Here is a 24,259-nt window from a genome sequence, read left to right on the forward strand (position 1 = left end):
GAAAACCCTTGTTTTGATCTTCGTTTTCTCTCTAAAATACTAATTTGGTATTAGTACTTGTGTATCGAACGGTTGGTAAAGGAGACTGTGAAGGGGAAAAAGAACGTAATTTTGGCCACAGATATTCCTAAGTTGTCCATTCTAAGAGTTGATTGAAATATCAGTAGCTACAGCCCCATGCATATTAAATGCTAACTTAAATTGCACGCGAGTTCCTACGGCCATATTCTTCCATGTTATCTCGTCCACATTATCCTCATGGCAGTATATCCTATCGGAAATACCGTCTCTTGCGATAAAACAGTACGTTGATTCAATACGACATATTTCTCCTTGGTATATCGTTTCCAAAGGATATCGAGGCATATTTTTCAATTCAAACGATAATCTGACATATTTCAACTCCGCGAAAATATTTTTACTCTCTGGGTAATTACCATTTATAAACAACTGACGAGCATATAACAACTGAGCATCATAATTTTTGTCTCCCGGAGAATAAGATCGCTTAAAATGATATTCTAAAATTTCACCAGATATATCCGGTGTCGTTAATAACGCTTTGCCATATGAATAATGAAGTTCTTTTTTACTGCTGTCTGCATCAAGTGCTTTTTTTAGTATCTCTATTGCTTTGCCATTATCGTTGTTTTCTTGATAACATCTTGCCAGCCTTGATGCTATGTAAACTTTTCGAGGATTCAACTCAAAAGACCGTTCTAACGCCTTAATAACCCTATCAGAATCAGATGTGAGTTTTGCTAAATCCGCTTCTAATGTCAATAAATAAGACTCGCCGGGGAAATTTTGTAAACCGTTCTCCAAATGTGTTTCAATGTTTTTTATGATTTCTCCTAACTCTTCGTCTGATACATGAGAAAGGTCAGATTTTAATTTTCTCTCCAACCTCATTAATTCGGATTTAATCAGAGTCGCGATACCATGAGAATCAAGAAAACGGGAGTTCTGTAAGCATATAGCCTCTGCATCGTCTAAACACTTATTGAATTCAAGTTCAGTTTTTGCTTGTTCTGCAATACGCAGTTTAAGCTCTGCTATAGAATGAATAACTGTGTAATTATTTGGATTTATTTCATATGCTTTGTCTATCAATTGTTTGGCTGTAACTAAACTGCCATTAGGTCTTTTCATCTCATAAATCGCCATCTGATGAAGCAGTTCTTGATTGTTAGGAGCAATTTTCTGAGCGATCTCATAAATCTGTTTGCCCATAGAATAATCACTAAAGTAACTAAGAATTTCATTCGCTCGAATCAGATGGAAGAAAGCTTGTCTATCGGACTGGTATGAAATATTCATATGTTGTAAGTATTTAATGTATTCATGCAATTTGTCCTCAGCTTGATACAAAATATTTTCGAATATAATCTCAGCAATATGAGGGTGCCTGGCTGTATACTCATAATCCCTAATTACGGGATTCAACTTTGTATTTACTATCTGTTCCAGTGGTGCAAAAAAACGTTTTTCAAAATCACTAAAACTTACTCCATATATTCGCGAAATTAGTCCCGCACGTACCGGAATATTTAATCTATTCAAAACGCATATTGAAAGGTAGATTTTCTGAGCATCAAAAGGCTTAATCTTTTCATATTCATCTCGAATTATCTCAACAAAAGATTTGCCGAAAGTTGCTTCATGTAATGCAACTAATAATTGTCTTCCAGCTTGCTCAGTTAAAGCATCTTTACGTTTCTGAGGATTCAATCTCTCAAGTATTCCTAGTGCTTTATGTTTTTCTAAAAGTGATAATAAATTATCTATATCCTTATGTGATAAATATTTTAGTTCATATTCAGTAGTTACATATTCAGACAAAGTAGAACACGAAATATTCCACTCATTTGTTCGTGCGGTTGTTATTAATGTTACAAGGTTACCTGCTTCCCCTAAATTGTTAATCAAACCAATTAGTTCACGGACTCTGTCAGTAATTTCTTCAATGAACAAAAAAACTCTTTCCTCGGTTAAACTAATAATTTCTTTTAGGGCCGCTGAACTTACACACCCAAACTTTTTCATATACAAACAGAGACATCCATAATCATGGGTGGCATCCCACGCGATTCGACGTAGTAATGTTTTTTTGCCTGCACCAGCATGAGCTCTAATTACTATAAATTGTAGCTTACTGAGTTTACCAGGTTTGTCTATGAAATGGTCTGTTAGTACTGAATCTACAAGTTTTCTTCGCACATCAAGGTTTTGAATAATTGGATACCAACCTAAATCCATTCCTTTGTAAAAACTTCGTGGGTCTGTGATATTTTCAACTTTTACCGCCTTTACATATTCTATATCTGTCTTCAGAAATTGTTTTGCTGTCTCACTAAGTACTATTTCTTTTTTGACGAATCTTTCAGAAATGGGAAATTCTTCAAGAGTGCTTTGTACTTTCAAGGCTCTAAAAGGAGAACTGATTTCCTTGTCTATAGTTGTCATAAACTCATTAAATGTACCTTGCATAACATCAATATTTTTCTTTGCCCACATGTTTTCTATAGGTTTTAGAACGTCAGGAGAAACAATATAATACTTTGGACGAGCTATGGAAATTTCCTTATTTATTTCAAGCAATATTTGCCTCAAATTGGGATCTTGGAAACTATAACCAACAAAGACTATTATATGTTCGTAGCACCAGCATTTGAACATGTCAAAAACACGACATCTACCATCTCTGTATTGCACATATTGATCGGTGGTTAGAATTAAGGGCGCATCTGTACTTGCCGTTCGAGTGATACAACCATGTAGTTTAAGGTATGGTATCGACTTTTGGTTACGTAGTTTATCATCAATACGATCAGTATTATCTATAAAAGGTACGACTATTTGTAATGGATTTTGGTCGCTACTATAAGCTTTTTCTACAAGTCTATCAAAATTTGTTGTTGCAAGACCATACCAATTGAATTTGCTCAATAAACGGTGTTGCTTTGTTGGCTCAAAAGGCTCGAATACTTTACGAATATATTCTTGTACTGTAACCAGATCCGATTCACTCATAGCTAATTCTGAAATCTGATTAAGAGGATAATCCTTACAATCCAAGTTAAGAAATTCTTTTGCTAAAAGTTCTCCTAGTTTTTTACCAGAAGGTGCGGTTTCACCTTTATCGTTTTTGGCCTCCATCGAAGCACCCGCACCGAGCATTAGTACAACTTTACCTTCTTGTATATTAGATTTTAATTGCGGTGGTATTTCCATATCAAACACTCCAAAATTTTACGCAGGTGGCAAGCGTTGGTTTGTTTTAGTTTTACCTACGAGTATTTTATTAATTAATCCCAACATTGCCTCATCAAAGACCTGATGAAATTATATCCCTGTTTTTAGCAAAAACAATAGGTTTTAGGTTTTTTGGTCGCAAAATTAGGCAGAAATCGTCCTGATGAGACGGTCGAAGCGGTGTCTTACGGGGTGACCGCCGTTCACAGAGACATTTAACCACAAATCGCCATCGCCCCGGCCGAGCAATACACTCTTGCAGAAAATACTTTTTTGCTATATGTTATATCTCTGCCTTGTCGAAGTTACTTAGGAACGAAGACGGGTGTTTTAAAAAAGGATTTTTTTCTATGGCTGATAAAATCATCGATTTTCATACCCATGCGTTCAGCGATGAATTCGCACCCAAAGCGATGCAGGCTTTGACCAGAGATCATCCGGAAATACCATATTTTCTCGACAGCACAATCGGTGCACTGCTTAAATCCATGGATAACGCAGGTATCGAAAAAAGCGTTATATGCTCTATCGCAACCAAGCCCAAACAATTTCAAACTATTCTCGACTGGTCATTGCAAATCCAGTCTGACAGGATTATTCCGCTTGGCTCGGTTCATCCGACTGACCCGCAGCGCGATGAACATATAAAACAAATCGCACAGGCCGGCCTCAAGGGAATCAAGATGCATCCTTACTATCAGGATTTTGATCTTGACGCTGATTCAATGTTCGGGCTGTATGAGCAGCTATGCAAATACGATTTGTTTCTCGTTATGCACACCGGTTTCGATGTGGCGTTCGAGTTTATCGACAGGGCAGGGCCGACAAAAATTCTCAATGTCGTAAATAAATTTCCGGAGCTGAAATTAATCACTACGCACTTCGGAGCCTGGCAGCAGTGGGAAGCGGTTGCAAACGAACTCATCGGCAAAAATATTTATATGGAAATATCGTTCGCACTGGATTATTTGCAGCCGGCAGAGGCAAAGAGACTTTTAGAATCGCATCCGGCCGATTATATTTTATTCGGCACGGACAGTCCGTGGCGAAAACAGGACGGCACACTTAATCTGCTGCGAAAATTGAATCTCGAGCCGGAGAGAATGGATAAAATTCTCTACGGCAATGCGAAACGATTATTAAATATGTAAATATGGTATAGATTCCACCACAAGGGTTTCTGCTAATGCTCCAACCGCCTGCGCGGGAATGACAAGTGGAGTTTCCGAACACAAGAAACAATTAAAACAGACGGCTAAAGTGTTACTCATTTATGTATAATGTGTCAAGAGGCTGGTCAAAAACGCGCAAAATATTCCTGTCAGTTGATTGACTTTATGGGTAAACAGGGATATATTCTAAACAAAGGGCGTTTTTTGGGAGTTCCCGAGTGAAGATTTCAACAATGCGTTCAATCGACCGCTGGGCTGGAAAGCCATTGTGTTTTGTTTTGACGGTCTTTTATAAAGCTTTCAGCCTTTTTAGTCGGCCCAAGCCCGCTTCTAAAATTGAAAGCGTTCTTTTCATCAAACTTGCCGAACAGGGGGCGACGGTTCTTGCCGATGGCGCAATTCGAAAAGCCATACAAATCGCGGGAAAGACAAACGTATATTTTCTCGTTTTTAAACAAAACCGTTTCATCCTTGACGTAATGAATCTTGTCCCGCCGGAAAACGTGATAACCATAGATGAAAAAAGTTTGTTTTCCATTCTTGTCGATACGGCCAAAGCATTGCGGCGCATTCGTAAACTTCGTATCAGTGCGGCAATCAATTTTGAATTTTTTGCGAGAAGCGCGGCAGTTTTAACATACCTTAGCGGCGCAAAAGTACACGCGGGACTGCATAGTTTTTCTGACGAATCGCCGTATATCGGGGATTTAATGACGCATCATCTGGTCTATAACCCTCACCTGCATACGAGCCAAATGTTCGAGACGATGGTTGACGCGATTGAATTGTCATCGAAAGATTTGCCGAGACTGGATATCGAATCGCCCATGCTTCGACCTGTCGAATCGCGTTTTGTGCCGAATCCTGAAGAATTAAAAGCGTTTAAAGCAGTGCTGGAAAAAGAGGCCGTGACAAGTAATTATACGCCTCTGGTACTAATAAACGCAAACGCATCCGATATGCTTCCCTTACGGCGATGGCCGAGTGAAAGATATGAAGAGCTTGCGAAAAAATTAATCGAAAAATTTCCACCCTTGCATATTGCGTTTACAGGCTCATCTGATGAATCAGCCCAAGCTTCTGAAATCGTCAAAGCCGTTGGTTCGCCGAGATGTTTTTCAATGACGGGCAAAACGACCTTAAAGCAGTTGATGATGCTGTATGTGCTGTCTGATATTTTGATAACAAACGACAGCGGGCCGGCTCATTTCGCGGCGCTGACTGATATAAAAGTTATCACATTGTTTGGGCCTGAAACGCCGAAATTGTTTGGCGCTGTCGGGCCTAACTCAAATATTATATGGAAGAATATTCCATGCAGTCCGTGTGTAAGCGCATATAATAACCGTTATTCAGTGTGCACAAACAATGTTTGTATGCAGCGAATCAGTGTCAATGAAGTTTTCGATTTGGTGTGTCAATTGTGCAAAATGTAAAATTAATTCTTCTGGTTGCTTTTATCGCAGCAATTCTATACCTGCCTATTTTGTCCGCAGATTTTGTTTACGATGATATTCTGCAGATAAAAATCGATCCTTATATTCACCAGCATGAACATTTTGCTGACGTACTAAGCTTAAAGGTGATGGCCAAGGGTGCTCTTGATAATAATCGGCCTGTAATGCTGCTGTCGCTAATGACCGATTCGATGCTGTGGAGCATGATGCCGTGTGGTTATCATCTGACAAATCTGCTGCTTCATTCATTATGTTCGGCTATGGTATTTGTAGTTTTATATGCTTTTCTGAAGCGATTGTATGTTGCAAAGGAACAAGACGCCAGACTGTTATGGGCGGCTTTCATCGGCGCAATACTTTTCGCAATACACCCTATCAACAGCGAAGCGGTGTGTGTAATATCGTTCAGAGAGGATTTGCTGGTAACGGCATTTGCACTGCTCGTTTTGTTATTGGCGGGATTTTTTCCGGCAGAACGAAAGATTGTTAATGTCTTTCTTGGAATTGGCATAGTAGTTTCAGTTTTTGCGGCATCAGCAACAAAAGAAAATGGCGCGGCTGTTCCATTTTTCCTTCTGCTATATTGGTTATTTATTCGCAAAGCGTCCGAGTGGCAAAAATGGGTGCCTCTTGTAATGGCCGGATTTACCGCAACTTTGACATTTATGATTTTACGTTTTACGATTGTGGCTCCGCTTGCTTATGCGGAAATTGAAAAACCATCTTACATCGGTGGTTCTTTTTTACAAATGCTTCTGGTTCAGCCCCGAATATGGACATATCAATTGTTCGAGCTTTTTTGGCCGAATTTGATGTGTGCCGACATTACCGCGTATTCATTAAGAAATATTTCATTCTTAACGGCATTAATATTGTTAATCCTTATAATTTTCATTTCAATAATTGTCAGCCGAAAAAATTCAGGGTTTGGCATTGGATTAACATTTTGTGTTCTGGCGATGCTTCCGACGTCAAATTTTGTTCCAATATTCAGGCCTATTGCTGACAGGTATTTTTATCTTGCAATGTTTGGGCTGTGTCTGGCGATTAGCGCGATAGTCTGCCGGGCGGCTGTCCAAAAAAGACTTTATCGCATTTTCCTGATAATTGCCGCGTTTATAATAGGGTTTAATTTGTGCTGTTTTACTATCGAACGTGAATTGGTTTGGCGTAACAGTCTTTCGCTTTGGCAGGACACTGTAAATAAAAATCCCTGTTCATTCTTAGGTAATTTAAATTTAGGTTTTGCACTTTTCAATGAAGGTGAATATCAGCAGGCGTTATCGTCTTTCGCCAAGGCTTCGGAAATTAACCCGTATAGTCCCGCGGTCAAAGCGACTCTTGCGATGACTTGCGAATCGCTGGGGCAAACCTATGATGCTGAAAAATACTTCGAGCAGGCAGTTTCACTTAATAATCCTAATGGCGATTCAGACCGCCTTATAGGTTCACTTCTTTGGACAAAATCACAAATACAAAAGCTTCAAATAATAGCCGACAGAATCACAGAGCAAAAGAAAATGAAATGATGTCAAATATGCAGATTATAAAGTTTGCTTTTATTGTTTTTTCCGCGGTCGCGGTTTTATGCATGGTGTGAACTGCACAGACCCGACTTACGGCGATAAGGAAATTCCAATTCCGTTCGGCGGCAGTGCAGGCGGATGGGGCAGCACCGCGGCAGGTTGCGGCGGCGGTCGAGTAGCAATGTATTGGCGGTACTTTTACTAATACAGGTTCCATTACTGCCGATGGCGGACTTAAAGGCGTTTATACTTCCAGTGCCGACAAGTTTTTTTTTGCGACGGGGTCATATTGCTGAATTACAATGCCGGCAAAAAACGTCGGCCTGCCGTAGCGGAAATCCCACAGCATATTCAGCAGCCATTTTTTCCCGTCGTCATCGTGGAACATCGAAGCATCGAAACCTGAACTGTTCAGGAAAATCGGGTCTGACCACGGGCCGTTAATGTCTTTTGCGGTGATTAAGTAATTGTTCTGGTCCTTGTAAGGGCCTTTCTGGTTTTTGACATCCGAATAGACGAGATAAAATAATCCGTCAGAGTATGTCAGGCAGGGTGCCCATACACCGCCGGAAGTTGGATTGCCGCGCAAATCAATATATTTAGTTGAATTCAGAGTGTAACAGGCCAGCTCCCAGTTAACGAGGTCTTTGGAATGATGAATCGCCACGCCGGGGAACCATTCGAATGTAGAAGTAGCGATATAATAATCATCATTTACGCGAACAATAGAAGGGTCTGGATTAAAACCTCGCAGAATTGGATTTTCAATCATTTCAGCGTCTTTCACAAACCCGCAGCAGAAAAGAATCAAACATATAGCCAATACGGTATATGCTGTTTTCATTTTTTTTCTCTCCCAAATTTATTTGCATACCGGCAATAAAATGCGCCCGAGGGGATTCGAACCTCTGACCTTCGGTTTAGGAAATCGCTGTTAAGTAATTGCAAGGACTGTAAACACAAGGACTTAGCCCTATCCGAGTCGGGAGCTTACAAACCAGCTTACAAAAATAATCCAGAAAACGCCGAAAAGCAAGCCCAAAACCTGCCGGAGGAGTTAGCGGAAATTATAGGGGCTTGGGAGAGATTGCCTCAGCCTATCCAAGCGGCAATACTAACCCTTATTAGGACAACTCAATCTGGAACCGCAATAAAATAACAAGTGTTCTGTCCCCTGTAAGCAGGCAGTAATAATTTATTTGTTAGATTTTTTTCTCCTGAAAAACTACCCCCCCCAAGACCCCCCAGACAATTTCGGGTAATCAGGCCAAAGACCCCAAGCGTATTTAAAATGTTTACGGTCATTATTTCCAGCAGGCTTCTGACGAATCAAAGCCGCAGTCAAGCCAGTTTGAAACAAGCAGGGCTAAGTCTAACATATTTACTTTGCAATCGTAGTTAATATCGCCAATAGGCCTATTTATGCAAATAGGTGGTATTGATATATTGCTGTGAAAAATTAAATATTTATAAGTGTCTGAAGCAAGTAAACATGCGGTTATTGTTGTGCCATTATTAAAGATTCCCGTCATTTCACCGAAACCATTACATCCCCCCATATAAGAGATTTGAAAATCACTGCCATAGAAATTAATTTTGCCGCCGCCGGAACTTGCTAACTTTTGTATTGACCCGCCATATACATTTGGACTTGCGTTCCAATCCTGACTTGCATTCAACAATTCAATATTTCCTCCTAATATATTCATAGAGACTAAACTTGAGGCACTTAACTGATTTGTTATTTGGCCACCAATAATATTTACACTTGCAGAATATCCAGAACTCAGCCGATATACAGCACCACCTGAAATATTCACATAGCTTGAATCCCATGCGTTAATTTCATGTATATCAGCCTCTCCAGAAATATTCAGTTTGCTATCATTATAAGCATATATATAATATGGGTAAATTCTGCCCCCTGAAATGTTAATTGAACTTGAATGAAATGTTTTAACGTTTTGGGAAATAGTGCCACCTGAAATATTCACAGTACTTGCATTATAAGCGAATAGGCCTCCTGTTATTTGTCCTCCTGTCATTTCAACAACTGTATTATTGCCAGTAACAACAACTACATCATAAATATTACCATCTTGTATGGTTACATTATGGTCAAAAGTTGTGGTTCCGGCCTGTACTTGGCAAAGGAACGATACGAATACCGTTATCAATAGTACAATTTTATTTTTCATTTTTATCCTCTTAAAAACATGGATTTTATTTATTGTTACTATCGGAAATATTTTCTTTAGGCGAAGAATCTTTAGGATTAGCGGCTAAATAATCATTGCAAAATTCAGCTAATTTGTTTCTGACTTCTTCTCTGATTCCTTTTTCTAAATCTGTAGATTCATAAAACGCTATTGGCACACTTGGTTTTAATGAACTATATGGCCAAGTTATGGCAAATGTACGAATTTTCTGGTTTCTAACTAAAGAAACAAGCTGAGAAAAATTTATATCGGTGCGAACTTCATATGATTCCCAGGCCGGACTACCAGAACGACGAACACATACTTGAATATCGAGAGTACCAAAATCCATACCCAAATTGTGTTTTAGTGCAAAAGCGTTGGCCTCATTTTGGTCTGCTACGAACCCTTTTTCCTTATGATTTTCCATAGTTCCAGAAGTGGTTACAAAAAATGGTATTCCATTACGCCTTAAATATAATTCTATTTCAGTTTGTATGTCATTTAGTGGTAGATTACAGTTTACGTTTTCTGCTTTGAGAAAACTTATTGATACAAGAATTCCTTTTAATCCTGTTAATGTAGATGTCCCAAAGAATTGGGTTTGCACTTTTTCTGGCTTACTTATGGCAAAAATATTCACAGTGAATAATAGAACATAGAAAATAGATATTGCGGTAAAACTAATTTTTTTCGTTTGCATGATTCTCTCCTAAAAAATAACTCTCTGATTCAATAAAAAAGGGCATCACTATATTGTACCCCTGTTGAGGCCTGCGAAGGCCTAAGCGGAAGCACGCAAGCAATGCCCGATTTGCCATAAGCAAACGGACACTAACTCTCGTGCGTTTCCACTTTTGTATTTTTCGCAGTTTCAACAGGAACGCTAAAAGAACAGTGCTAAATTATTTAATTGTCAATTTACTAAAAACAGAACTCCTTAAAGGTGTAGAAAATAAATTTACTCTATACTGATGATAGCAAATTTGTCATTAAAACACAAGGAATTTAGGGGGGGGGAGAATAGGACAGTAAAAGGAGGTGAGCGGGCAGGTGAAAGTGCAGCATTTTTACCCGTCAATTACAGGAATAAATCCGAAATTTCAATGAAAATGGCACAATGTCAAGGGGGCTGCATTTTTCATGCTTCCAGATTTTTCATTTTCAACCTACAGGGGACAAGTGAAAAAAACGCCCTAATTGGGAACATATAATAAGGCCTAACAAGGAGAGTAGGCATTTGTCCTGTCCACATGTTATATATCTCTTTAGCAGGAGCAAATATCCCCTGTAGGGCTACATGAATAGGGAGCTGGTATCGCAGGAGGTCTTTTCGACCATCTAACTGATGTTATTGGAGGTATCGAACCGCTTACATATTATAGAGGCCGTTATTTTTTTGTTCTTTGGAAAGGATGAGCGATGACAGAAGATGCGGAAAACCTTTTAACTGCAAAAACAGTTGGTGAAAGGTTGTCGTTGAGTAAGCGGCAAATTTTCAGATTAAACAGCAGCGGCAAAATTCCTGCTCCGATACGCATTGGCGGTAGTGTGCGATGGAGACAGTCTGATATAAAGCGATGGGTAGATTTAAATTGTCCAGAAAGAAAATTTTTTGAATTAAAGAAAGGGAATTAACAATGACAGATAATACTGAAAACAAAGTTGTCATTAAAAGTTTTGCAGAAATAGAAGCAAAGAAAACGGAATGGTTATGGCCTGATAAAATCCCATTAGGGACACTATCCCTAATAGTAGGCTATCCCAATTCAGGCAAAACATTTTTAACAATGTTTATTGCCTCGCGTGTAACCACTGGGGAATCTTGGCCTGATATTGTAGGAGATGGTAATATAGCGAGGTCAGTAATTATTTTTACGGCAGAAGACGATTTAAATCGAACAGTACGAATTAGATTAGAAGCAGCAGGAGCAGATTTAAATCGAGTAAAAATAGTTTTCAGGAGCATTGAACATGGTAACGAGAAATGTAATGTCGAGATTTTAAATCTTTCAGAAAATATACCGCTTTTAGAAAAAAGCATCCAAGAAGTAGGCGATGTCGGATTGGTTATAATTGACCCGATAACTGCCTATATGGGGGGCAAAAACCAAAATAGTAATTCGGAAGTTCGGGACTTTTTAACGCCTTTGACTAAGTTAGCTGAAAAACACAATGTAGCAATAATAGGGTTAAGTCATTTCAACAAAAATTTTGAGAGTAAAGCGATTTATCGTGCAATGGGGTCTGTTGGCTTTATAGCAGCAGCAAGGGCAGTGTGGGCTGTTGTATTAGACCAAAATAATAAAGACAGGCGACTTTTTCTGCCGGTCAAACTGAATTTAGCTAAAGAACCGAAGGGGTTAGCGTATAGATTGGTTGATACTGAAATTTCTAAAGAGGATAACATTTTCAAAACTGCTCTTTGTGAGTTTGAATCTGGGGCAGTAGATATTACTATTGAAAGTATTCTTGATATTGAAAACAGCCAAAAAAAAACGACGTCTTGTATTACAGAGGCTACGGAATTTTTGACTAATATATTATCCGAAGGCAGTAAACCTGCTAATGAGATAGTAGAACAGGCAAAAAATGCTGGGATTTCAGGACGTACGTTAGGTAGAGCAAAAGCAAGACTTAATATTAAATCTGAACAGAAACGTACAGAAGGACAAATTGAAAGTTGGATATGGTCATTACCAAAAGAATTGACGAAACAGATAAATATTAACGAAGAATCCTAATGGGATATTATGGTATTCTTGGCTATGAAGGTGTACTGATAATGAAATGGAATATCCCAGAATGTCAAGATTGCCAATATTCTCGATTAGAGATAATTATAAGTGGTAATTCTTTGAATACACAAGAGGGTTATCAAATAGCAAATAGTTAATTTTGCAAGACGTTGATGATAAGGTACATGAATTAAATTGTACTTGACTTGGTGTTGTAGAGTAATTACTCTATAGTGCATGGCAAATATAATAAGACAAGCGATATTGAAGGAAATAAAAAACAGAGGCTGGACGGTTTACCGCTTTGGCAAGGAGCTAAAAGGCAAGGTGAATATGCGTGTTGTTTATCAGTATCTTAGCGAAGGGCAGGACACTGGAACAGAGGCAGCCTCCAAAATGTTGAATTTTTTAGGGCTGAAACTATCAGAGGCAAAGAAAAAGAAAAGGTGATTTATGGCAAGTATCTTTAAACAAATGTACACGGTTAAAGACGAGAACGGCAAGTCTATACCCAAGTATTCTCAATTTTGGTACATAGACTTCAAAGCTGTAGGCGGAATAAGAAAACGTGTAAAAGGATTTAAGGATAAAACGGCAACAGCACAATTAGCCGCCAAGCTGGAAAAGGAGGCGGAACTTGCGGAATCTGGTGTTGTGGACAAATACAAAGAATATCGCAGAAAGCCGCTAACAGAGCATTTAGAAGATTTTGGGAAATCATTACTTGCAAAAGGAGGAACCGCTAAAAATGCTGTACAAGTGAAAACAAGAGTAGGGCGAATACTCAAAGAATGTAAATTTATACTTTGGGATGATATTCAAGCCAGCAAGATACAACAGGTTATTTCCGGATTGCGAATACAGGTATTAACGGTAAAAAAGGAAGTAGTCAACGGCAAGATTGCAAAGAAAAAAGAATTCAAGGACATTGGCGAAATATCGGCACAGACATATAATTTTTACCTGAAAGCGCTCAAGCAATTTTGTAAATGGATGGTACAGGATGGGCGTGCAAGTGAATCACCGGTTCAGCACCTGCAAACCAAAAACGTTAAAATGGATAGGCGGCATGATAGAAGGCCTCTTGAGACAGAGCAAATACGGGCGTTATTAGAGGCAACAAAAGCCGCACCAGTGCGTTTTGGAATGGCAGGGGTGCAAAGGGCTATGCTTTATCGTTTGGCGGTTGAAACAGGTTTAAGAGCATCTGAACTACGAAGTTTAAAAGTATTGTCTTTTGATTTTGAAAATCGTACTGTGAAAGTTGAGGCCACATCGACAAAGAATCGTACCGAGTGTGTTTTGTCTTTGAAAAAGAATACGGCAGAAGAACTAAAGAGCTTCATATCCGGAAAAATGCCTAACGCAAATGTTTTCAATATGCCGGAAAAAACAGCAGAAATGCTTAAAGCAGATTTGGAAATGATAGGGATTCCATATATTGATGATTCAGGGCGTTATTGTGATTTTCATTCTCTCAGGCATTCGACCGGTTCGCTTTTGGCGGCAAGTGGTGTACATCCTAAGATTGCTCAGGTTCTTATGAGGCATAGCGATATAAAGCTGACAATGAATCGATATACACATACTTTAATCGGTCAAGAATCTGAGGCTGTAGAATCCCTGCCTGATTTGTCCTTGCCAAGCAAGGAATCGCAGAGAATGACTGGAACAGATAATTTAGCAACAAAAGCGCTTACAAACCAGCTTACAAAAAATTCTTGCTCTGATAGTAATTGCTTGTCTGCGAATGGCAATGATGAAGAGGCAAAAACAGTATCTTGTAACAAACCTACAGGGGACGATAAGTGTTTACAAGTGGGAGAGTTAGGCAATGAAAAAGAATCATTGGCAGCGGTTGTCATTGATTCAAATAAAAATGCGCCCGAGGGGATTCGAACCTCTGACCTTCGGTTTAGGAAACCGACGCTCTATCCTACTGAGCTACGAGCGCAAGTATTTGCAATCAAAGCAATTATGCTTTCGGCAATTGTAACAGGTTTTAGTGCCTTCTGCAACAGTCAACACGTATTATATATAAAATTTTTGCTTATAAAAGTGAGAAATTAATTTAGAAACAAGTACACTATATATGCGGCATTTTCATACAATACACACAAGGGGAAAATATTCCAAAATCACTGCGTCAGCAATTTGCTTGACAAAATTCGAATATCTTTTTAATCATAGAACGAAAGTGTAGTTTGAAAACTTCAATTGCAAATAATTATAGTTTTTCTTAAAATTTTAAGAACGGGATAAATTTAATGTCGGAAAAAATCGAAGAAAAATATATACGTAAAATCGCAGAAGAGTTGAAAATCAGTGCCAGACAGGTGATCGCGGTTGCCGCGTTACTGGCTGAAAAAGCGACGGTGCCTTTCATAGCCAGATACCGCAAGGAAGCAACAGGCAGCCTTGATGAAGTTGTGATAACTAATATTCGCGACCGGCTTGAGCAGCTTGCCGAGCTTGACAAAAGACGCGATGCGATTCTCGAATCGCTCGAAAAGCAGGGGCATCTCACGCCGGAACTCAAAGACAAAGTTATGGCTGCCGAGACAATGGCTGTGCTGGAAGATATTTACCTGCCGTTCAGGCCGAAAAAGAGGACTCGCGGTACTATGGCAAAGGAAAAAGGACTTGAGCCTTTGGCGAAATTAATCTTCGAGCAGGGCAATTTCGACCTTCAGAAAGAAGCGGAAAAATTCATCAATGCCGAAAAGAGCGTGGATTCAGCCGAAACCGCTCTTACCGGCGCACGAGATATAATTGCCGAATGGGCCAGCGAAGACCAGCAGGCACGAGCCGCTATGAGATCGCTTTATCAAAATAAAAGCCAATATGTCTGCAAGGTTGTACCCGGCAAAGAAGAAGAGGCGATTAAATACAAGGATTATTACGACTGGTCTGAAGCGATGACGACCGCACCGTCGCACCGTGTACTTGCGATGCGCCGCGGAGCCAAAGAAGAGCTTCTCGTTCTGCGTGTAATCGTCGAAGAAGACGAAGCAGTATCGATATTGAATTCCATATTTATCAAAACTGAAAATTCCGCATCGCAGCAGGTCAGACTTGCGATCAAAGACAGTTTCAAGAGGCTGATAATGCTTTCGATGGAAACGGAAATGCGACTTGAGAGCAAAAAGAAATCGGACGAGGAAGCGATAAGAGTTTTTGCGGAAAACGTCAGACAACTGCTTTTAAGCTCGCCGTTGGGCGAAAAGGGCTTATTGGCAATCGACCCGGGTTTCCGAACCGGCTGCAAGGTTGTATGTCTGGACAAGCAGGGCAAACTGCTTTACAACGATGTGATTCATCCGCTCGGCGCAGAGGCCAGCAGAAACGAAGGCATTAAAATTGCCGCTTGGTGCCAGAAGTACAAAATCGAAGCGATAGCGATTGGCAACGGAACCGCAAGCAGAGAAACCGAGACGTTTGTTCGCGGCATCGGCCTGCCGAAAGAAATACATATTATAATGGTCAATGAAAGCGGCGCCAGTATTTATTCGGCGTCCGACGTCGCCCGCGAGGAATTTCCCGATTACGATATCACAGTTCGCGGTGCGGTATCTATCGGCAGACGCCTGATGGACCCGTTGGCCGAGCTTGTGAAGATTGACCCCAAATCAATCGGCGTCGGCCAGTATCAGCACGATGTTGACCAGACGCTTTTAAAACGCTGCCTTGATGATACCGTCGGCAGTTGCGTGAACGCTGTCGGCGTCGAAGTCAATACCGCAAGCAAACAGCTTTTAACGTACGTCTCCGGCGTAGGCCCTAAACTGGCAGAGAATATTGTTTCGTATAGAAATCAGAACGGCGCATTTGAATCTCGTGAAAAGTTAAAGAAAGTCTCCGGCCTTGGCGGTAAAACGTTCGAGCAGTGCGCAGGCTTTTTGCGAATCCGCAATGCCGAGAATCCGCTCGACAAAAGTGCCGTACACCCTGAAAGCTACGCAATCGTAGAGTCCATGGCGAAAGACCTGAACTGCTCGGTTGCGGATTTGATTAATGATTCGTCGCTGCGTGATAAAATTAAACTTGAAAAATATGTTACGGATACGGTTGGTATGCCGACGCTGATTGACATCAAAGCGGAGTTGAACAAGCCCGGCCGCGACCCCAGAAAGCAGTTTGAGCTGTTCAGTTTTGACGAACAGGTTCACGAAATGGCCGATTTGAAAATTGGAATGGAATTGCCAGGCATTGTTACGAATATTACAGCGTTTGGTGCGTTTGTAGATATCGGCGTTCATCAGGATGGTTTGGTTCACATCAGCGAACTTTCGGACAGTTTTGTAAAAGACCCCAACGACGTTATCAAGGTGCAGCAGAGAGTTAAAGTCCGTGTGCTGGAAGTTGACATCCCAAGAAAGCGAATATCGTTGAGTATGAAGCGCGAGCAAAAGGAAATACCGGCTTCAACTGAAAAGCGTCAGCCTGCAACAAGGCCGGCTCCAAGGCAGACTATCGCACCGCAAAAGCCTGTGGTTTCATCAAACGGCAAACCGTTAGGCAACCTCGCCTCGCGACTGACTTTAGGCTGATAATTTTAGCTGTGTGGACTTGTTTTAAGAAGCGGGGAAAATAGGTATTGATATTTGAAAACAGTTTGATATTCTTTATAACCTGTTTGAGATATTTGATACGGACTCTAAAGTAATTTTCGTGTCATACTTCGCGGGTAAGCGAAGCCGGCACAGTAGTTTGCAAATTGCGCGACGCGCGAGTAGTTATACCAATTGGTATTATTTTTGAAAGAAATCGAAAAATGAAACAAAAACTTGTAATAGTTGTCATTGCGGTTGTTGCTCTGGGAGCAGGATTTGCGGGTGGTTTTGTATTCGCGAATAAAAAAAGCAATACGGTGGTTGCCGATATGCAGACGAAGATGCAGCAGTCGGAAGCGGCATCGCGGGCGAGAATCAGTAATTATGATAATATAGTAAACAGATTAAGCGGCGAACTGCAGATTGCCAGACTGGAAATTGAAGGCTTCAAAACACAAGGCGTTCAGCCGCAAGCAGCAGAAGAACCACAGCGGGCAACACAGCAGTCGACGACTATTTCACGTCAACAGCCGCAACAGCAGACTGAAATGCCGGACGGCCCAACGGATGGCGTTGCGCAAGGCAATACAAGAACATACACAATACAAAGCGGCGACAGCCTCTGGTCAATTGCGCAAAAGCAGCTTGGCAACGGCAGCCGTTTCAATGAAATTCTCAAACTGAATCCGAAGCTTACAGCCAAGAGTAATTTGGTCGTTGGCAGCAGATTAAAACTTCCGGCTAAATAATACCTTTTAACCGGCGGACATAAAAATTGCCAAAGTTTGTATCTTTCTTAAAGATAGTCCGGATAATTTGTGGGTTCTCAGTGCGAGAAAGTCTATTAAGCAGACGAGGGAGATATGTTCACAAATTTTATTTAATATCAGGCTAAAGCGCTCACATATATCAGTCCGAACAGCCGATAAACTATTTGCAGTACAAATTAGGTTATTCAGGTTGTTATATGGTAAGAACATATTTATTTACAGTGGTTTTAATTGGCTCTTTGGTGTTAATTAGTGGATGTTGGGAATCTGCGGATAATACAGGTTATTTAAGTGATTATTCAAAGCTTAATGAGGTGTCCGGGTTTGAAAAGGTCGAGGGCTCCACATTTCGCTATACCGATTCATCAGTAGCAAAAGGAAAATACCAGGGATTCATAGTTGACCCTGTTGCTATAAAATTTCAGATTGAATCCAAAGCCGCCGTAGCCCAAACCAAAGGGAAACTCAAACAGAATGACGTCAACGATTTGGTTAACTATTTGTATTCTGCGATAATCGATGCAGTGAATGAGTCCGGATATAAAATTGTTTATCATGCAGGGGCAGGTGTTGCCAGAGTTCGTGTCGCGATAACGGATTTGCGAAAAACCAATATAGTTTTCGCGGCAGTTCCGACTGCGCGTATTACAACGGGGATAGGCACAGGCGGAGCGGCGATAGAATCTGAAATGATTGATTCTGTTTCAGGTAAACAGATTACAGCGTGTGTTGCGTCCAAGCCCGGCTCGAGGGTTCCTTTTACAGATTTAAGCGATTGGGGCGGCGCTCAACACGCGATGGATGTATGGGTGAACAACTTCCGCAAGCAGTTGGCCGACATGAAAAAATCATAAAAGGCTTATACTGCATCCGCACATCAGGTAATCGGACAAATACTAAGATTCGTCGCCGATAAATGTTGCGCTGCCGTTTAATGCGTCGGGGTCGATGTTCGACAAGTCCGGCATCATAACAGCCGTATCCGAAGCGGCAATGTTCGCGGGCTGGCCGTTCACCTGGACGGTAAATGTCAGCGGACCAATCTGAATTTTGTCGCCGGCACCGGCTAAAATTTCGTCAGAAATCTTTGCCCCATTCAGGAATGTGCCATTGCTGGATTTTAGGTCGCGGACTTTAACAATATTCGCCTCCTGGCTGATTTGGCAATGTCTGCGCGAGACTACTTGCAATGGAATGCAAAAATCACAATCCGGTCTTCTACCGAGAATTGCCGCTTTGCTGCGGATGGGCAAGACCTTTTTCGAACCGTTCTTTTTGTGCAAAACTAACGATACGTTCATAAGCTCCCTTTCAGGCTGCAGATGTGGAGCACTTAAATACCCAGTAGGTATTTTATCGGAGTCATTATAGCACCATTATTATGGTTTTGCAAGTATTTTACTAAAAACACAATAATCTTTTTCATTTTAACATTTGACTTTATATGAATGGTTTTATAAACTGCCGGTTTGTTTAACTATTGGAGTATTAATGACTTATAGAGCAGTTGTGTTTGATCTTGATGGAACGCTGGTTAATTCGCTGGAAGACCTGGCGGATGCGGCAAATTTTGCGCTAACTTATTTCGGACAGCCCAATCATAGTGTTGAAACGTTAAAAGCAATGATTGGCGATGGCACAAGGACGTTTATCAGCAGGGCACTGCCGGCCGATAAGCAAGACCTCATAGAACAGACGCTTGTCAAAATGCGGGGAAAATACATTGAAATTTGTACCAATAAGACTCTTCCTTATAAAGGCATTAAAGAAGTCCTGGACGAATTGAAAAAACGCGGCATCAAAATGGCGGTGCTTACAAATAAAGACCAGATAATGTCTGAAAGGGTCGTTAAGCATTTTTTTTATGGTTATTTTCAAATCATAATGGGTACTATCGATGCTGTCCCATTAAAACCAGACCCCAAAGCCGTGCTGAAAATGCTCAAAGAGCTTGATGTCAAGCCGAGCGAAGCGTTGTTTGTCGGCGACAGCAATATCGATATCAAAACCGCGAAAGCGGCCGGGATTATCGGTATCGGCGTCAACTGGGGCTTTAGAAGCGAAGAAGAACTTCGACAAGCAGGAGCGAATTTCATCATCAATCACCCCAAAGAATTGCTGAATGTTTTAAAGTAAGTATAAAACGAAGCATGGGAAAAGTTGCGCAAAAGTTTACAATTTTGCGCGAAACGCCCACTTAAAAAGCTGTTAAAACCTTGAAAACCTTGTAAAAGTGCTTAAGAACATAGCAAATTGCGCGTTTTTTAAGCCGATTTTTCGGGAAAACAGCCCCGTGAACGGGGTTTTCGCTTCGCTTCAACAGTTTTGCGTAACTAAACGTAAGTAAAACACACTGGATTAACATAGAATCAACAGAAATTCACAGAAAAAAGCAAAAAATAACCGCAAATCTTTTGCCACAGAGAACACCTATCCGCAGGACGCCTTGCGGCGGGACACAGAGATATAATCTACTTAAAAATAAGGAATTATGATTTTAAAAGATGGTTTTAATTTTGGAATCGGCCTTGAAAGCCCTGGGGGTTGCATTTTAGGGGGCTGTTTAATATAATAAATATATTACATATAAAATTATAATATTACATATAGGTTAAAAATATTATATACAGGAGACTTTTATTATGAAAATCAAAGGTTATGAAAAATACGAGAAACGAGAGTATCGATTCGAACGAATCGCGACCAGAAGAACACAGGAAATTATTAACAAAATTCGCCTGCTGGGCAACTGCTCTAACCGCAGTTTTTATAAATATGAGCAACGGCAGATAGAGAAAATTTTTGACGCTATAAACAAAGAATTACGAACAGCTCACGCACGATTCACTTATACAAAATCTGAAAAGAAATTTAAACTATAAAAGTTACAGCCACCAAGTCATCCCCCTCTAATTTTTCTTTTCAAGGTAGAAAAATTCAGAAGAATCGGGGACTTTCGCTCCGCTTCAGCGAAGGCACGAAGAAATTTTAGTGTTTTTGATTGAGAAGGACGCACATAATGATACAATATTCCTATAGGCGAAACTGTTGAGAATTATCAAAAATTATCAAAATAGATAATGTAAAATGGTAATAATATTAGATAAATTTTGTATGGGAGATAAAACGTGGCAGACGAGTTGAAACTTTTCGATGATTTACCTCTTTTTGAAAATATAGAAAAAGAAAAGCAGGAGGGAAAAGAGGAAGAAAGATTTGGGCATTGGGCTTATGCTGATGCCCTACATCAGATTCTTAAAGATAACAATAAATCACTTACCATTGGCCTGTTTGGTGAATGGGGGACAGGCAAATCAACGGTAATAAATATACTTCAAAATAAATTTAAGGAAGACAAAGATAGTAAGATACGCCCTGTTATTTTTAATGCATGGCGACATCAAGACGATTCGTTTCGAAGGCAGCTTTTGATTAAAGTTGCAGAAGATGTATATGGGAAACAAAATTCGAAATATAAAGATCTTACAAATCTTGTAGGATTGTCTGAATGTATAACCGAAGCAACGGACGAAGATAATTCTACCGAGAAGATGTCTTGGTCTGAAGTGGGAAAGCAGATTATTGATGTTTTGAAGTGGTTTATTTTTTCAAGCCAGAAATCAGCAAAGTTAATACGCATCGCAATCATTATATATGTTGTTATTTTAGTTGCAGGTATTTTTGTTTCTTTGTTTGGGAATCCAGAAGTAGCCAATTTCATATCTGCTGCATTGTTGTTGCCTATTGGCTTAATTTTATTTGGGTTGGTTGAAAAAGAGACTAAGCATAAGTTGATTGCGACTTTGAATATAAATCAACCCACTACCGAAAGGCCGAGATTAAGTTATCCTGAACAATTTGAGATGGAATTTATTGAATGTGTGAATTTTAGCAACAAAGAAAATAATAGATTAGTAATAGTTGTTGATGATTTGGATAGATGTGATAAAAATTTAGTGATAGCAGCACTTGCCACAATCAAGCAATTTTCTGGAAAGTCCAATTGTGTCTTTATTGTTCCATGTGATGAGCAACAAGTTCTAAACGCAGTAAACGCACAAGTTAGTAATCATGATTATGATTATGAGTCACTTCGTAAATTTTTTGATGTTGCCGTGCGAATGGAAAAAATCCCTGAAGCAGATTTACATAATTATGCAAAATATCTTGTAGAGCAATGGAAACTGGCGCCCCAATTGGCAGAGATAGCCGTTTACAGTGGAGCCAGAGATGCAAGAAAAATTAAAGCTTTTTTGAACTCATTTAATACACATTACTGGATGATACAAAAAAGATTTAACCCAGAAAAAGCTGGAAGAAATTTGCTTCTAATCGCCAAGCTCACTGCTATTCAGGAAGGGTTTCCGGAATTATATAAGATTATATGCTTAGAGCCATTAATGTTAAATAGATTTGAGAATGCACATAAGGACTCTTCTGTCGATTCTTATGAAAAAAATAATGTGAGCAAAGAAATTAAAGATTTGATACTTAAGAATAGTATTTTAACAAGATTTTTGGAATACACAGACAATATTGATTTAACAGAAATTGAAGACCTTGTTATTGGGAAACAACTGGAGCTTATTGCAGGAATTAGTACAGGTTCGATAATTCAAACAACGCTTAGTAATGGGAAAATAGAAGAATTTTCAGAAGCAGTTAAAGGATTAGATAAAACTCAAGCAGATCATCTTGTGGAATACATACGATTAATGGTAAAAGAATTCGAAGAGAAAAAATTCTATGTTATCTTGCGTATGTGGGTTAATTGTGCATTAGGGATTTTTAGCTATGAAAACATATGGACTAATGATGATTTAATAACAGCTAAACAATTATTGGCCAATATTATCGTTGATGCAATCACAAAAGAAAAAGGCAAACTATTAAAGGATATATCAAACATCAAGGGAATTGAATCGATACTTCAAATTACTTCAGATTCCACAAGTCTTGCCAATGCGATTGTTCAAGTTTATCTTGAAAGGCTCACTACTGACGGAGCAAGTAGTTACATAGGATTATTCAATCGGAAGAAAAAATATTTCGAGCAAAAATTTGAAGGTATAAACACTGCCATAATTTCAGCATTAAACTCAGAAAACGAACAATTAATTTTGAATCAGCTATCAATAGCTGAAATAAGAAATGACATTGATGACCCAATACCATCTAACACAGTTTTGAATACAATTGTACAAAGATTAGATGCAAAGGATAATGCGTATGAGCTTAATGAAAAACGTATTCAGGTTATAGAAATTTATCAAACTAAGATAGATATGACAGGATTTATAAACAAATGGAATGAACTTACAAAGAAAGCACAATCTGCACCGATTGAAATTGAAAAAACTAATTTTGGCCTGATGCTGAATACGGTAAATAAAATAGGACAATTCGATAAATTGGAAGATGCTAATTTAATTTGTACTCCATTGTTGCAAATTTGGGCAGTTAATGGAAAGGAAAGTACAAGGAATGAGTTATTAAAAACATTTTCTTTGGTATATCCTATTGTAGATGAAAGCCTAATTAAACAAGTAGAGAACGTGATTTTTTCTTGGTTCAAGGCACGTCCTACTGGAGAAATTAAAATTTATTTAGAATCTTTAACAAATAATATACAAACGACCACTGATAAACAAGGATTTAGAACTTTGACAGGCTTAGCTCTGTCTTTGTTGGAACAATTTGTAGAATGGATGAAAAATCAAGTAAATACTTACAATGAGAAAGTTGAAGAAATAGTAAATTTAGTAGTGGAATGGAGCCACACACTCAAAACCGAAACAAAGATATATGAGTTGGTCGAGTACACGATAAAAAAAGCAAATGACCCATCTTTTGAATTATGGCATAAAAAGAGTTTAGGGAATTTATGTGATTGTTTATCCGACGAACAAGTCCAAACTATTAGTCAATTGGTAATGGAGCGAATAGAAGAACCTCAAACGGCGAAAACGCGACGAAGCCAACTATTAGATATTTTAATTACAAAACTATCTCGCAGAAAACTTACAGGTCAAGATACGGATAGAATTTTTGGATTGTTATGGCATGATGATGGAAATATGCGGGAACCAATATGTGAAAAATTCGAATCTTTAAAATCTCAATTTGAAGAAGACGATTTTAAAAGAAACATATCAATAATGGCAAAGAATATTTCAAATAGCACTGCTGAAAAAATAACCCAAAAGGCCAATTCTTTAACAATAATTTTAAAAAGTCCAATAAGTCTTAAAGAACAGGACAAACCACTAATTCTTAATATGGTGCCTTTGTTAATTCATACGAAAAATAGTAGCAAAGAAACTATTGGGATAGGCTTAATTATAGTCGATTCCCTTGGGAATAGCGAAAATGTTTCAGAAGATATTATAAGTGGTTTGAGGGCATTATCTCAATATGGCGATGAAAATATTAAAGGGAAAGCAGCCGAACTTCTCAAAAAGTACAATAAAGTGGCCGAACCGGATGGTTTGGACAAGAAAGACAAATCGGACGTGTAGGATGCGGACGAATTTGAAATTTAAAATTTGATATTTCAAAATTTATTTTTGGAATTTTTGTTTTAAAGGATT

At 39.3% G+C, this 24,259-nt stretch carries 17 protein-coding genes, 1 tRNA gene and 2 pseudogenes; 14 read left to right on the top strand and 6 right to left on the bottom strand.

Features of this window, described 5'->3' with window-relative positions:
- Positions 1 to 141: 141 nt before the first annotated feature.
- Positions 142 to 3,234: an SIR2 family protein gene (locus LLF92_09175; GenBank protein MCE5341282.1), complete on the bottom strand. Its 3,093-nt coding sequence runs from the start codon at positions 3,232 to 3,234 to the stop codon at positions 142 to 144.
- Positions 3,235 to 3,605: 371 nt separating this feature from the next.
- Here LLF92_09175 and LLF92_09180 point away from each other — a divergent pair, with 371 nt between their 5' ends.
- From LLF92_09180 to LLF92_09195, 4 genes are all read left to right on the top strand, one after another.
- Positions 3,606 to 4,406: an amidohydrolase family protein gene (locus LLF92_09180; protein MCE5341283.1), complete on the top strand. Its 801-nt coding sequence runs from the start codon at positions 3,606 to 3,608 to the stop codon at positions 4,404 to 4,406.
- Positions 4,407 to 4,645: 239 nt separating this feature from the next.
- Entirely contained in the window at positions 4,646 to 5,863 is a 1,218-nt protein-coding gene (locus LLF92_09185; protein ID MCE5341284.1) for a hypothetical protein, read from the top strand.
- Positions 5,851 to 7,413, top strand: a complete 1,563-nt coding sequence (locus tag LLF92_09190; GenBank protein ID MCE5341285.1) for a hypothetical protein — start codon at positions 5,851 to 5,853, stop codon at positions 7,411 to 7,413. The genes LLF92_09185 and LLF92_09190 overlap by 13 nt, the downstream gene beginning before the upstream one ends.
- Before the next feature lie 58 nt (positions 7,414 to 7,471).
- Positions 7,472 to 7,615: a hypothetical protein gene (locus LLF92_09195; GenBank protein MCE5341286.1), complete on the top strand. Its 144-nt coding sequence runs from the start codon at positions 7,472 to 7,474 to the stop codon at positions 7,613 to 7,615.
- A gap of 81 nt (positions 7,616 to 7,696) precedes the next feature.
- On the opposite strand, the pseudogene LLF92_09200 reads toward LLF92_09195, so the two are convergent.
- From LLF92_09200 to LLF92_09210, 3 genes and pseudogenes are all read right to left on the bottom strand, one after another.
- Positions 7,697 to 8,182: pseudogene (locus LLF92_09200) on the bottom strand (family 43 glycosylhydrolase).
- A gap of 532 nt (positions 8,183 to 8,714) precedes the next feature.
- Positions 8,715 to 9,608, bottom strand: a complete 894-nt coding sequence (locus LLF92_09205) for a hypothetical protein (GenBank protein ID MCE5341287.1) — start codon at positions 9,606 to 9,608, stop codon at positions 8,715 to 8,717.
- Between the two features lie 25 nt (positions 9,609 to 9,633).
- On the bottom strand, positions 9,634 to 10,311 hold the full coding sequence (locus tag LLF92_09210) for a hypothetical protein (protein MCE5341288.1): 678 nt from the start codon (positions 10,309 to 10,311) through the stop codon (positions 9,634 to 9,636).
- 719 nt (positions 10,312 to 11,030) lie between these two features.
- Here LLF92_09210 and LLF92_09215 point away from each other — a divergent pair.
- From LLF92_09215 to LLF92_09230, 4 genes and pseudogenes are all read left to right on the top strand, one after another.
- Positions 11,031 to 11,246 (top strand): AlpA family phage regulatory protein, encoded by a 216-nt coding sequence (locus LLF92_09215; protein ID MCE5341289.1) that lies wholly within the window; start codon positions 11,031 to 11,033, stop codon positions 11,244 to 11,246.
- 2 nt (positions 11,247 to 11,248) lie between these two features.
- Positions 11,249 to 12,352, top strand: coding sequence for an AAA family ATPase (locus LLF92_09220; protein MCE5341290.1), 1,104 nt, complete (start codon positions 11,249 to 11,251; stop codon positions 12,350 to 12,352).
- A gap of 231 nt (positions 12,353 to 12,583) precedes the next feature.
- The gene (locus tag LLF92_09225) at positions 12,584 to 12,796 is read left to right on the top strand and encodes a hypothetical protein (GenBank protein MCE5341291.1); all 213 of its coding nucleotides are present in this window, start codon (positions 12,584 to 12,586) and stop codon (positions 12,794 to 12,796) included.
- A gap of 606 nt (positions 12,797 to 13,402) precedes the next feature.
- A pseudogene (locus LLF92_09230) lies at positions 13,403 to 13,936 on the top strand (site-specific integrase).
- A gap of 290 nt (positions 13,937 to 14,226) precedes the next feature.
- On the opposite strand, the gene LLF92_09235 reads toward LLF92_09230, so the two are convergent.
- A tRNA-Arg gene (locus tag LLF92_09235) sits at positions 14,227 to 14,300 on the bottom strand.
- A gap of 313 nt (positions 14,301 to 14,613) precedes the next feature.
- On the opposite strand from LLF92_09235, the gene LLF92_09240 reads away from it, so the two are divergent.
- The 3 genes from LLF92_09240 (at position 14,614) to LLF92_09250 (ending at position 18,523) form a co-directional block, all read left to right on the top strand.
- The gene (locus tag LLF92_09240; GenBank protein ID MCE5341292.1) at positions 14,614 to 16,896 is read left to right on the top strand and encodes an RNA-binding transcriptional accessory protein; all 2,283 of its coding nucleotides are present in this window, start codon (positions 14,614 to 14,616) and stop codon (positions 16,894 to 16,896) included.
- 224 nt (positions 16,897 to 17,120) lie between these two features.
- A complete protein-coding gene (locus tag LLF92_09245) occupies positions 17,121 to 17,648 on the top strand; it encodes a LysM peptidoglycan-binding domain-containing protein (protein MCE5341293.1) in 528 nt (175 codons plus the stop codon).
- 218 nt (positions 17,649 to 17,866) lie between these two features.
- The gene (locus tag LLF92_09250; protein ID MCE5341294.1) at positions 17,867 to 18,523 is read left to right on the top strand and encodes a DUF3313 domain-containing protein; all 657 of its coding nucleotides are present in this window, start codon (positions 17,867 to 17,869) and stop codon (positions 18,521 to 18,523) included.
- 42 nt (positions 18,524 to 18,565) lie between these two features.
- Here the strand turns inward: LLF92_09250 and LLF92_09255 are convergent, their stop codons facing one another.
- The gene (locus tag LLF92_09255) at positions 18,566 to 18,970 is read right to left on the bottom strand and encodes an FHA domain-containing protein (GenBank protein ID MCE5341295.1); all 405 of its coding nucleotides are present in this window, start codon (positions 18,968 to 18,970) and stop codon (positions 18,566 to 18,568) included.
- 190 nt (positions 18,971 to 19,160) lie between these two features.
- On the opposite strand from LLF92_09255, the gene LLF92_09260 reads away from it, so the two are divergent.
- The 3 genes from LLF92_09260 (at position 19,161) to LLF92_09270 (ending at position 24,187) form a co-directional block, all read left to right on the top strand.
- The gene (locus tag LLF92_09260; protein ID MCE5341296.1) at positions 19,161 to 19,805 is read left to right on the top strand and encodes an HAD family hydrolase; all 645 of its coding nucleotides are present in this window, start codon (positions 19,161 to 19,163) and stop codon (positions 19,803 to 19,805) included.
- Positions 19,806 to 20,311: 506 nt separating this feature from the next.
- Positions 20,312 to 20,551, top strand: coding sequence for a hypothetical protein (locus LLF92_09265; GenBank protein ID MCE5341297.1), 240 nt, complete (start codon positions 20,312 to 20,314; stop codon positions 20,549 to 20,551).
- A 246-nt stretch (positions 20,552 to 20,797) separates the two neighbouring features.
- On the top strand, positions 20,798 to 24,187 hold the full coding sequence (locus tag LLF92_09270) for a KAP family NTPase (protein ID MCE5341298.1): 3,390 nt from the start codon (positions 20,798 to 20,800) through the stop codon (positions 24,185 to 24,187).
- The last annotated feature ends 72 nt before the right edge of the window (positions 24,188 to 24,259 follow it).

The sequence above is a fragment of the Planctomycetaceae bacterium genome, from assembly GCA_021371795.1.
In the GTDB taxonomy this organism is placed as follows: domain Bacteria; phylum Planctomycetota; class Phycisphaerae; order Sedimentisphaerales; family UBA12454; genus UBA12454.